A 12,212-nucleotide genomic window follows, 5' to 3' on the forward strand; every position below is an offset into this window, starting at 1 on the left:
TTCTCTTGCAGATGCCATGGGTCTCAATCTCCAACGGATGAATTGGGGTGGACAGGCCACTTCGAGGTTGGTCGAAATGTGGCCGTTTTGGGGCCTTCATCAGAGGCCGTCCCAGCATCCTGTAATGCGGGTGAGGCCGGTTTTTCTGATGGCCCGGACTGTTCCGTTATCTTGTTATTCGATGTGGCGTACAGGCTTCGGACGCGGAATATCCATTCGGTAATCAGGGCGGCTGCCATCGCCAGCATCAATGAAAGAAAAAATCCGGTGATAACAAGGAATAACCGAGAGGGTTTAAGAGGATGATAAGGGACGGTCGGGGCGTCAATAACCTGTGTGAGGATTTGATTGTCGCGATCAAAAAAGGTCTCCCGATCTTTTGCGGCCTTGCTGTAAGTTTCATACGAAGCCGCCAGCACACGCGTCTGACGGGACAGCCAATCGTAGCGGGGTTGAATTTTCTGTAGGTATTCAAGCCTGGCCCGGTCTTGTTCGATCACTTCACTTAAACGCTCAAAATCGCCGCGCAAAGCCTCACGCAGACTTGATATCTGTTTGTCCAATCGCAGGACGTCGCGCTGGTTTTCCGTGTAACTCGCTGCCAGCCGGATCCGCTCGATCAATAAGCCGTTAAGGGTGGTGATTTTCTCAAGAATTTGCGGCGGGGCGGCAAAACTGGTTACTGTAAATTCCAGCCTGCCTGTATTTTTGCTGGCCGCTTTTAGGGAGTTTATCAGGGGGGCAAGACTATCCAGTCGGGTGAGGATTTGTGCTTTCTCAGCCTCGATATCAAAGACGTTTTTTTCAGCCATAAAATCTGCCAAGGCCTGCTCTGCTTTTGCCAGTTCCGTACTGAGCTTTTCGGCCTGTTGCAAATAGACGGTTGCGCCCTCAGAGGTAGATCGCAATTTAGCGAGTCGGGTGCGATAGATGTCGATAAATGCTTCTAGGACGACTTTAGGGACCGCGGGATTTTTTGAAGTGAAGCTCACCTCAATTACCTGCGATTTACGAACGGGAAAAATCTCGAGATTGTCTTCGATGAGCTTGATGCGCTCATAACGCTTGTTCTCAGGTTCGATCAGCTTCATTTTGACAAGCACGGTGTCCAAACCACGCAGGAAAAAATCGGCCACATCCACAATCATACGGATATACCATTTAGAGGAAGGGGTTCGTTCAAAAATCCAGGGGGGAACGGTATCCACCAATTCCTCGATAAGGCTTTTGGTTTGCATCAGTTCGACCTGAGAGGCCACAAACTCCGAGGGTTGGATGATGGCGAGATTGTTTTTTTCTTCTGATTGTGACGTGTCAAGGCGCGGTGAGGCAAGTGTGACATAGATCGTCGCCTGAGATTCGAATTTTTGGGGCTTAAGATAGGCACCGACGATAGCCGCCAGGAAACAGACAATAAAAAACACCAAAAACAAACGTCGCCTTCGCGAGATGGTTTCGCCTAATTGAATAAGCAGTTCGTTAAAATCCATACCAAGCCCTATAATCCGTTGTTATTGGCGAATTACTTCTGGAAACTGATTTAACCCTACTGTCTATAATGAACTATATCTAATTTAGACAAAATAAAAATAAAAATAATTATTGGCCAAAAAGGGGTTGTGGTAGAAATTTATTTGAGATTACCCTGTATTTTCGGCGCAGGTACTTTGATTTCAACAACAGCAAATAGGCGTGTTTTTCTAGATTACATCCTTGGTCAAAGTCATAGGTGTTTAGCCTAAAAGACACCGCAAGGAGGTAGAAGAAGGCGGGGATGGCGCCGGTAAAGTATAGATCTGGGGGAATTCTGGCGGGGCATATGATTAGTGAAGCTGAGAGTATAACGCACCAACATTTATTGAGCGTTTTGAATACTGAACTTACAAAATTGGATCTGGCCGATACGGTTAGGGTTCTTGATATTGGTTGTGGGGATGGCCACCTGATCAAGTATCTGACAGCGAATATCGGCGTCCTTAATCCGGCGATGAAATTCGAGATATATGGATTTGATGTTGACGATCATGGCGTGCAATCCGAAGGGTATTTCGCGCAAACAATTGTCCTGTTGGAAGAAAACTTTCCGAACATTCCCTGGCAGGAAAGGTTGCGGGTAATCTCAGCGGATGAGCCGTGGCCCTATCCGGATGGATTTTTTGACATTGTCCTGTCCAATCAAGTGCTTGAACATGTCGCCGACCATCACATGTTTTTTGCCGAAACTCACAGAACTCTGTGTGATAATGGCATTGCTGTGCATCTTTTCCCGTCAAAACACTGTGTGTACGAAGTTCATCTGCATTTACCCTGGGTCCACAGAATTTCGAACCATGATCTGTTGGAAACGTATATCCGTTTTCTTAGCCGGCTCGGTCTTGGAAAATACAAACGCCATAATAAAAAGAGCCCCCTTTCAGTTGAAAAATTCGCGCAACGCCATGCCGACTACATTTTCTTTTTCACGAATTATTTAACCTGCAGCGAGCTCTGCAAGTTAGGAAAAACGCATCATTTGCCAACAACTTTCAGGTATACGAAAGAATTCTACAGCGCAAAGCTGCGTGCCATTCTGGGGTTGAAGCCGACCTATATATTCAACAAAAACAGATCGGTATTAGCGGACTCGCTATCTGCATTTTTCCTAAGATATGTGTCAGCGGTGACCCTTGTTCAGCACAAAACCCAAAGGTATACCGAACAGGATTAGGGTATTTGATACGAGCAAGGCTGTTATTTGACACGGCGGTTTTAGTGCATTAATTGGACTTATTTTTAGTAATTCATCGGTTTTTTTCTAATGAATTAAATGAGTATTTATTCGTAGTTTCAGATGTTTGGTAGCTATTGCATTTGTTTAAACGTCGTGGAATTTTCTACTCTAGTATTAGGCGTACTGTTGACCGGTGCTTCGATCAATATACGAACAGTTGCGTAAAAAGAGAATAGTATGCTTGAGAGAATTTCCTTTGTTCAGTGATTACACGGATGTCGATCCAAGTGGCGGCGGAAGAAAATAAAACCTTTAAGGCTTCCAATAACACAGACGCACATAAGCCGCGGAATGAGACCACAGCCTTCACGATTGATACGGTCGCGGCAAATAAAATCGAAACCGAAAAAGCGGCAATTTTTTCGGGCGTTGATTTTGACATCTCCTATTCAATGCCGGTGGATAGTTTTTTAAGGAATGATGTCTTCGGAAGTACGCCAATTGTCTCTTTTGGTTTTGGCTATTTAAACGGTTCTTCCTATTCTTCCCAGGTTGATACGGGAAATAATGCCAATTCGGCCTTAACCGTAGAGGGTGCTCAGGGCGGTAATTGGGGCACGGCACTTGGTACGCAGAAAACGAATATACAATTGCAGATTTTGACTTGACGATTACCCGAAACTCTTCGACGGATAACGCGACGTGGTCTTTTGCTCCACTGGTCGACCTGGCAGGTCGATTTTTCGAACAGAAATATAACCTGAACGGAGATTTTACCGCAACCAGCTTAACTGATGTTCATGATGGTGATCTGGATGCCAACATGTATGGTGCGCAATTTGGTCTGCAAATCCAGTCCCCCAATTATGACGGCTGGCGTTTTGCGGTGACTCCGACGGCGAAGGTTTTTCTTGCAGATACGGATATGAGCGTTATGCAGGATAAAGACGGTGTTATCGGCGGTATTTATACCGACAGATTGACGGTCTCCGATTCAGACACATTCGTTGTCTATGAAGGTAGGCTTGAGTTCGACGTTGTAAAGCAGATTGAAAATGTTTCCTTCGGTTTAAATCTTCACGGTACGGCAACGTCTGGCATGCCCTATATCGAAATGCCTGAGTTTTCGGGCGACGCTGCCAAACTTAATAATGACGGAATGTCTTATTCCGCGGGTGCCCGCATTGGCGTTAGCGTTCCGTTTTAGGATGTAAAAATCTGATAGTAGAGGTTTGCTTTTGCGGCTTTATCCTTTGGGTTTTCTATGATGGGAAATCGCAAAAAATGACGGGCTCACGGTGCTCTAAAGATTTGTAGAACGCGGCCCCTCTATGATGAACGTGATGTCAGCTTGATTGATGTTGATCATGCTAGCGGCGGGCGGATTGGCCGTGCAGGCTTCTGCATATGGAAACGCCGCCCTCAGATAAAGAGAGCGGCGCATCGTGAGTAGGCTCCAGACTTATTCCATGAACAGATTGCCATCAATCCCACTGTCTGGCGACAAGTAGCGGTCCTCAGACTTTCTCTGACTGTCAGGCTTTCCCAAAATCTTATGGAAGGCCTGATAATGTCCCACTTTTCTTTCATAGCTGCTTACATATAGATGTCGGCAGGTCAGAAGATACGTGACGGCATTTCGGATATAGCAGCTGTTTCCTTGTTTATCGTTTCCCATTTTGGCATAGAAATATCCGCGATATCCAGCGTCTTCACTGATGGCAGCAATCAGCGCGCGCTCTTTTTCGAGGTTCCAGTCGCCTTGGTTATAGGAATTCGCAAATAGCGGAAGAAAACCTCGTTTTTCACCGGTCAAATCCAAACTATAATCCGAAATATCTGCGTATTTTTCGCTCAGATATAGATCGGTTGCGGGCGTCTCTGCTTCAACGCTGGGCTCACCATCATCGAAATACCGTGTTCGGGCATAAAGACTGATTGCGTCGTCATTTGTCAGTTTGGTAAAGCCATTATTGTCATGGGAGGCTTTGCGCATATAGTGTTGCGTATCGTTTGAACGTCGAACAGTACTGCCTGTTGCGGGTGGATGAGACATTGTTGTAATCAAAATCTGATCGATAAGGTCAGTTTTCTGTAATAGCGCCGCCTCGAATTTTGAATAGTCTTTTTCCATTGCAAAGTCAGGAAGACCCTCATGCGCTATTTTTTTCTTGTCGACCATCATGCTGTAGCCTTCAATGCACAATCCTTGTGTGCCTGCTTGTTCTTTTGTCAATTGGTCGGCAGGAATATGGATGAACCTTTTTGTTTTCGGGCAGGGGCTAAAATAATAAACGCCGCCCCCTGAATAGGTGTAGGCATACTGATCAATACCTGTAGGCGTCGCAATAATCCTTCGTAAATCAAGAATAATCGGCAATTGACGAACGAACAGATACATGTACATCAGCCGTTTGTTTTCATAATAGGATATCACATTGCCCGCAGCGGTTTTCGGAATGTAGTACCATTCGGTTTCCTGAAGCATCTCGTTCATGTGCTCAGCCGCGGGATTAAAGCCGTTATCGACCTGATCGGTACAAAGATGAAAACGTCCGTCCTCATGGGCAAGCTGGGAATAATCAAAATCCAGGTCATCAACAGGACCGTTTTTCTCATACGGTAGATCCACCATATCTGTAAAAATGGCTTTGATATAGGCAGAAGAATACCAGGCTAATTCCACATATATTTCCTGCATCTCGCTTTCGGTCATCACGGGAAACTCTTTTGAAATTACATGTGAAGTGACGTAAAAATCATCGTAAAAAGACAGTCTTTTAACGGTGAGGGCCCGGCAAAGCGTAAGATACCGCAGTGTGCTGGTTTCAGAGAAATAGACCCGCTCGAATTTGGTCGTCATATAACTGGCAGGAACGTCCTGTACATTTTTCCAAACCTCTTCAAGTGATTTCGGCTCGTTTGATGCAAAACCGGTCATCGTTGAAAGCGTTAAGGTTGAAAGGATTTCCAGAACAGTTTCGTACGCTTTTTTAAACGCTGGCATGGTATCGAGTTCAAGGGCCGGGCAGATATCCTGCTCAGGGATTTCCGGTATCTTCCAGTCAAATGTCGTGAATTTATGGGAAATCTTCTTGCTGATCTTTTTCATGGTAGTGGATTGTTTTGAAGAGACAGTGATTTGACTGGTTTGAGCCATGAAATCGATGACATCAATGCCTTTGTGTTTGTATTCGGCTGCGGCTGCGGCAAGGTCAGCGGGGTCAAACTTATTGATAACCGCCGCGTATAAATCGGCAACAAAAGGGACGCGGAACTGACAGGATGCATCGCCGTTAACCGGGTCCAGTCTATGCAAATCACCGGCAATCAAGGCATTAACGGCCTCATACTCGCAGGCTTTCATGAAATTGTCGTCAGGGCCCGACAGACGGGCAAAGATTTTGTGACTTTCTGCTATTACGGCCTCGAAAAAGGTTCTGTAATCATCAATTCCTTTGCCAGCCTGAAAACAGCGTTCCAATTGATCGGAAAAAATCTGATCGGAAGGTGCGGAAGCTGCCAAGGCAGGAGCCCGTGATGCGACGGGCGAAGCAGGACCGGGTTTGGCCGCTTTTTCAACAGATCGGGCAAGCAGTGACGACACTAACGAAATATCGATCCGAATTTGCTCAATGTGATTATCGTCATAGGCCCCTTTTTGTTCGAGGCGCAAATTCTCCTCGTGTTCGTGAATGACCGCCGTCATTTCGGCGATGAAGTTTTGCACGTCCCGAGCCGTTTGCGAGGAGGAGAGGAACGTCTTGGCGTCTCTTGATTTTAGATTTCTTAGGGTTTTCTGATTGCATTTGATGGTTAGCGTGTCAGGGGCGGTGGCCAATGAGCCAAACGGGGCGGGTCGGTTGATTTCTTTTCCCTCTTTAAGGGCGGTTAATTGTACTGCAACATAAGGCGGTATGTGATCGCCCGCGACTGTTTCGACCAGGTAACGACTTCCATCAGCGCTTTGATCTGACCCAAGGAGATAATCGACGGCCTCAATATTGCGGTGGAGTTCTCGTAGACCGGCGGATTTCGAGAAACGGATCAGGTCTTCCAGCTTTCTGATTTCTCCGATGGGCTGAAGTAAATCTTCTTTATTGTCTCGAACGACGCAATTCGCCAGTGCCCAGCGGAAATCTTTTACAATCTGACTGGGAAGTTTTTTTAAAGAAAATTTCTTTGCTTTTCGGTCTGGCACCCCAATACTCGGCAGGAGCTTCTTGAGGGCTTCTTTATAATGTTTGAAGTCTTCAGGCGTTTCTTTGCCCGGTTTTTTGAACCTCTTGAATGTTTTGGATAATATCCCAAAGTATTTGTTGTAAACGAAATCCAACGCTTTCTGTTCGGTTGTTCCCTTTTTCTTGGTCTCCAGCATGGCTCTGACCTGATTGTCAAGGGGACCACCCATCAATTCTGCCAGAATAGGGGCGAAGACTTCGTCTGGCCAAAGAGACTTGGCCGCTTTTTGGCCTTTTTTGCTCCAAAAATAGATCGGATGATCATTTTTATGACTGGCTATTTGTAAAAGCCACATAATCATGACTTTGTGTTGCGATTCTAAATTAGATTCGCCAAATTCATTCGTAAAATCTTCAATAATATTTTCTAATGTCATGAATAATCCATGCCTTTACTACTAAAATCCAAGTAAAAACAGGACGGAAATAGAGAAATAATGTGATTTAATTCAACTTATGGATAATAATATGAGATGTTGCTCATAGTACGCGTTTGTACGTATTTCCAATTTTTCAGGCTGGGTTCATCCTAATGAATACGCTGTAGGTGCTGTTCCGCTGAAAACAAGAAAATCAAGAGAGCAAAAACACATTGTTCTGATCTCGTGGGAGAACGGTTCGTCACTTGCATATTCGCAGTAGAATTTCGTGCTGAAATCCGGGAGGGATTTACGATGAAGCATTGGCTTAAAGGACTAACGAGCGGCGCAATAACAGGGTGCCTGGCTTTGGGAGCTGTCGCGGTTGGAAATGTTAATAATACCGAAGCGTTCGAAAGAGTTGATGGTGAAAAGGTTCTGGTTGTGGCCGGCCGACAGCCCGTTGATACTTTGGATCCGAGTATTAAATACAATGCCTCTATCCGGATGATGCAGCAGGCTCTGTATGACGGTTTGGTCAAATATGAGGGGACACCACCAAGGGTCGTTCCCTGGTTGGCGGAAAGCTGGGACGTGAGCGAAGATGGTAAGAGCTGGACATTTAATCTGGCAAAAAATGCTAAATTCCACAACGGAGACCTGGTAACGGCGGATGCAGTTGCTTTTTCTTTCAAGCGGACGATGCAGATTAATAAAGGCCCCTCATGGATGCTCGCCGGTTTTTTGAAACAGGAGGGGATTGAAGTTGTCGACCCCCATACCATCCGGTTTAATCTTGAAAAACCCTATGGTGCGTTTCTGTCGTTTTTGCCTTGGTGGTACGTTATGAACCCCGCGCAAATCGCTGCAAATTCGCAAGAGGGTGACCTGGGTCAGAAATGGATGATTGAGAATGAGGCGGGTAGTGGTCCTTATCGGCTAAAACGCTTTAAACAAGGAACACTTTACGAACTTGAGAGAGTAAAAGACTACTGGAAAGACGGGGATAACGGCGCCAATATTCGCGGCGTTGTATATAAACTTATTCGGGAGTCATCGGCACAAAGAGCCGCTTTGCTCAGGGGGGAGGCTGATATCGTTCTTGGGTTGTCACCGGATGAATTTGATCAGGTGTCGAAAACGAACGGGATCAAAACATCCACTGAGCCGGCACTGACCTCCTTTGGTCTCAAGTTTAATACCAAAGGAAAATACATGTCGGACAAGAATTTGCGAAAAGCCGTCGCCTTTGCTTTCGATTATGACAGTTTACTCAAGATTTTCAATGACAAGGCGGAGTTGCAAACCAGCCCGTTTACAGATGGAATTAAGGGAAAAATCAGCGTTGAGGAAATCCCGCGATACAATGTGGTAAAAGCCAAGGAATATCTGGCAAAATCCAGCTATCCAGAGGGCGGCATTACTTTGGACTATGTCTATGTTCAAGGCTTTGAAGTGACCCGCAAAATGGGTTTGGTTCTCATCGATAATCTGAAGGCACTGAACATTTCCGTCAATATGGTGCCTCTGACATGGCCCAATATTGTTGCCCGAGGATCAAAACCGGAAACGGCAGCTGATATTACGGCGATTTTTACAACGCCGGTTTCCATAGATCCGGATGCTGTGGCCTATCAATATCATCCAAATTCATGGGGCAAGTATTACGGATCGCACTTTTACGATAATCCGAAAGTCACTTCGTTGATTGAGCTGGCCCGTAATACAACAGATTGGGAAAAGCGGGCGCCACTTTACGCAGATATTCAGCGTATGATCGTGGATGATCAGCCGGAAATCTTTGGCATGATGAGGAAACGGCTCATTGCTTACAGGGATTATGTAACAGGATTCACATATAGCCCGGTCCGAATGGCAGCGGAAATCGATTTATACGGCCTGGGTATTGGTAAATAACGCTTCAGGTGATCAGCCGGGCCTGTCCGCAGGTCCGGTTTTTTTTGGGAACTGATATGGTCAACATGGTGCTGAAACGCAGTGTCTTAATGGTCGGGATGCTTTTTGGTCTCCTGGTCATAACCTTCTTTATATCGCATGTGACCCCAGGCGATCCGGCTGCCTTGGCTGCAGGTCCGGATGCGACATCGGAAATGATTGACCAGATCCGTAAAGAAAGAGGATTTGATAAATCAATACCCGAACAGTTCTTCATGTATACGACAGGCATCTTACGGGGGGATCTGGGAACATCAATTCATACAACACGGGAAGTATTCGATGATATCATCACGTATTTTCCAGCGACATTTGAACTGGTGTTGTTTTCAATAACCTTGTCTATTCTCATCGGAATTCCCCTTGGGGTGATCTCCGCAGTTCGGCAGAATAGTTGGGTTGATAACTGCATACGTATTTTAAGCTCGTCCGGTGTGGGGCTTCCCATGTTCTGGCTGGGCCTCATGTTACAGCTTTATTTTGGGTTGGAACTGGGATGGTTTCCTTTAGGGGGGCGACTGGATCTTATGACAGATCCACCGACCACGCTTACCGGGCTGTATACGCTGGATGCCTTGCTGACCTTTGAGTTTGCAGTCTTTTTTGAAGCGCTTCATCACTTGATTTTGCCGTCGATTGCCCTCTGTTTTCCGGCACTGGCTTCGATTATTCGGGTCAATAGGGCCGAAATGCTGGAAACCCTGAATCAGGATTATATCACGAACGCAAAGGCGCAGGGCATTTCGGCGACGCGGATCGTTTATCTCTATGCGCTGAAAAATGCCATGTTGCCGTCATTGGCCCTGATCGGACTACGGTTTGGATGGATGCTGGGCGGGACAGTTCTGATTGAAACCGTTTTTGATTGGCCGGGACTTGGCCTCTACACGGTTCAGGCGGCGACCGCTTCAGATTTTGAACCCGTCATTGCAGCGACGCTTGTGCTTGGGGCGTGGTTCATGATTGTCAATTTTGTCATTGATTTACTATACGGCTGGCTGGATCCCCGTATTGCTCAAAAGGCTTAGGGGGCCGAGATATTGAGTGACATCCTTGAAAAACCAGATGAATTCAGTTGGCAGGATCGCCATGCGAGCAAAATCCGAACCTTTCGGTTATATGCAAAAACATTTTCCAGCAATGGCTCTGCCATGTTCGGGTTGGGCATCATAACGGTTTTCATGTTCTTCGTTATTTTTGGTCCTTTCATTGTTCCTTATCCGGAAGATGCGATGGGGGCGGTGCATTTGTCTAAAAAACTTCTGCCGCCAAGTACGGAACATTGGTTTGGGACAGATGAAGTTGGAAATGATGTCTTCACCCGTGTGGTGATCGGGGCGCAGATTTCTCTTCAGATCGGTGTGATTGTAACCGGCATTGCCATGCTCATCGGCGTGCCACTGGGCATTATTGCTGGTTTCATGGGCGGATGGATTGAAGAAATCATCATGCGGGTAACCGATGTGTTTCTGTCGGTCCCGGGTCTTATTCTGGCGATCGCGATTGCCGGGGTTCTGGGGCCGGGTATCTTTAATGCCATGCTGGCACTGTCATTGGTGTGGTGGCCCGGATATGTGCGCTTGATACAAGCGAAAACCCTGTCCCTGAAAAATGAAATTTATGTCGAAGCGGCCCGCTCTATTGGCGCTAGCCGACTTAGAATAGTGTTCGTTCATATTCTGCCCAATTGCATGTCTCCGATTGTCGTCAAAGGCAGTATGGATATGGGGATGGCCATTCTTGGTGCGGCTAGCCTCGGATTTCTGGGGCTGGGAGCGCAACCGCCCTATCCAGAATGGGGTGCCATGATCAGTATTGGCCGCAATTATCTTCCTGACTGGTGGTGGTATTCAATGTTTCCCGGGCTGGCCATCTATTTTACGGTTCTGGGGTTCAACCTGTTGGGGGATGGCCTGCGGGATATTCTTGATCCCAGAGGGAGGGAATAGGAATGGATACAATCCTGAGCATCAAAGACTACTCTCTTAATTTCAAGACGTTCGATGGGGTGTATCACGCGCTGAATAATGTGAATTTATCCGTAAAAGAAGGGGAAGCCTTGGGTATTGTTGGTGAAACCGGATGCGGAAAATCTGTAACTGTGCGTAATATTCTGGGCCTGTTACCAAGCCCACCGTCAGAGGTGGTCTCGGGGGAAATTCTCTATGCAGACAGAAACCTGCTGACGTTATCGAAAAAGGAAATGCAATCTATTCGGGGTGTCGAGATTGCCATGATTTTTCAGGATCCGATGACCTATCTCAATCCGGTATTCTCGATTGGAAGTCAGATGATGGATGTGATTATGGCACATCAGAAGATCCTGCCAAGAAAGCAGCGCAAAAATAAAAAGGAAGCCCGTTTGCATGCCATAGAGATGTTGCATAAAGTGCATCTGCCTAATCCGGAAAAACAGTTGAGCCGATATCCTCATGAATTGTCGGGGGGTATGCGGCAGCGGGTTCTGATCGCCATGGCGTTGTCGGGAAATCCCAAACTTCTGATTGCTGATGAGCCGACCACTGCCCTGGATGTCACCATTCAGGCCCAGATCCTTGATTTGATTGCCGAGTTGGTGGCGCAAATGGGGCTGTCCGTAATTATCATAACCCATGATTTGGGCGTTGTTGCAAAGGTCTGTGACAAGGTTGCCGTTATGTATGCGGGTGAGGTCGTGGAATATGGAACGATCAAGGATGTGTTTGGCAAACCACAGCACCCTTATACAGACGGGTTGCTTAAATCCATTCCGCATCCGGAACGGCCAGCAGAAGATCTGTCCGGTATCCCCGGATATCTTCCTAATCTTCTTAATCCGCCTGCAGGATGTCGATTTTTCGAGCGATGTTCGCGCGCCGATGAAAAGTGCAATACCCCGCCGCCCTTGAAACACTTCAATGCCGGCCGGCATGAGGTGCTTTGCCATTTGGCGAAAGGAATATGACA

Annotated in this window: 10 protein-coding genes; 7 read left to right on the forward strand and 3 right to left on the reverse strand. The window is 46.6% G+C overall.

What is annotated here, in order from left to right:
• Window positions 1-23: 23 nt before the first annotated feature.
• Window positions 24-1,490, reverse strand: a complete 1,467-nt coding sequence (locus tag OIR97_RS01750; protein ID WP_169544011.1) for a GumC family protein — start codon at window positions 1,488-1,490, stop codon at window positions 24-26.
• Window positions 1,491-1,819: 329 nt separating this feature from the next.
• Between OIR97_RS01750 and OIR97_RS01755 the strand changes: the two genes are divergently transcribed.
• The 3 genes from OIR97_RS01755 to OIR97_RS01765 all read left to right on the forward strand — a co-directional run bounded on the left by OIR97_RS01755 (window position 1,820) and on the right by OIR97_RS01765 (window position 3,917).
• Window positions 1,820-2,707 carry a class I SAM-dependent methyltransferase gene (locus tag OIR97_RS01755; protein ID WP_169544012.1) on the forward strand — a complete coding sequence of 296 codons (888 nt, stop codon included), beginning with the start codon at window positions 1,820-1,822 and terminating at the stop codon, window positions 2,705-2,707.
• 278 nt (window positions 2,708-2,985) lie between these two features.
• Entirely contained in the window at window positions 2,986-3,378 is a 393-nt protein-coding gene (locus tag OIR97_RS01760; protein WP_169544013.1) for a hypothetical protein, read from the forward strand.
• Window positions 3,321-3,917, forward strand: coding sequence for a hypothetical protein (locus tag OIR97_RS01765; RefSeq protein WP_169544014.1), 597 nt, complete (start codon window positions 3,321-3,323; stop codon window positions 3,915-3,917). Before OIR97_RS01760 ends, OIR97_RS01765 begins: the two co-directional genes overlap by 58 nt.
• A 96-nt stretch (window positions 3,918-4,013) precedes the next feature.
• Here OIR97_RS01765 and OIR97_RS01770 read toward each other — a convergent pair whose 3' ends face one another.
• Window positions 4,014-4,154, reverse strand: coding sequence for a hypothetical protein (locus OIR97_RS01770; RefSeq protein WP_169544015.1), 141 nt, complete (start codon window positions 4,152-4,154; stop codon window positions 4,014-4,016).
• Window positions 4,155-4,172: 18 nt separating this feature from the next.
• Entirely contained in the window at window positions 4,173-7,328 is a 3,156-nt protein-coding gene (locus OIR97_RS01775; RefSeq protein ID WP_169544016.1) for a hypothetical protein, read from the reverse strand.
• 297 nt (window positions 7,329-7,625) lie between these two features.
• On the opposite strand from OIR97_RS01775, the gene OIR97_RS01780 reads away from it, so the two are divergent.
• From OIR97_RS01780 to OIR97_RS01795, 4 genes are read left to right on the forward strand one after another with little or no spacing between them, the layout of a single operon-like run.
• Window positions 7,626-9,227 carry an ABC transporter substrate-binding protein gene (locus OIR97_RS01780; protein ID WP_169544017.1) on the forward strand — a complete coding sequence of 534 codons (1,602 nt, stop codon included), beginning with the start codon at window positions 7,626-7,628 and terminating at the stop codon, window positions 9,225-9,227.
• 56 nt (window positions 9,228-9,283) lie between these two features.
• Complete coding sequence (locus tag OIR97_RS01785) at window positions 9,284-10,294, forward strand: ABC transporter permease (RefSeq protein ID WP_169544018.1); 1,011 nt, start codon at window positions 9,284-9,286, stop codon at window positions 10,292-10,294.
• Between the two features lie 12 nt (window positions 10,295-10,306).
• Window positions 10,307-11,215, forward strand: a complete 909-nt coding sequence (gene nikC / locus OIR97_RS01790; RefSeq protein WP_219821632.1) for a nickel transporter permease — start codon at window positions 10,307-10,309, stop codon at window positions 11,213-11,215.
• 2 nt (window positions 11,216-11,217) lie between these two features.
• Window positions 11,218-12,210 carry an ABC transporter ATP-binding protein gene (locus OIR97_RS01795; protein WP_169544019.1) on the forward strand — a complete coding sequence of 331 codons (993 nt, stop codon included), beginning with the start codon at window positions 11,218-11,220 and terminating at the stop codon, window positions 12,208-12,210.
• The last annotated feature ends 2 nt before the right edge of the window (window positions 12,211-12,212 follow it).

The sequence above is a fragment of the Sneathiella aquimaris genome, assembly GCF_026409565.1.
Lineage (GTDB): Bacteria > Pseudomonadota > Alphaproteobacteria > Sneathiellales > Sneathiellaceae > Sneathiella > Sneathiella aquimaris.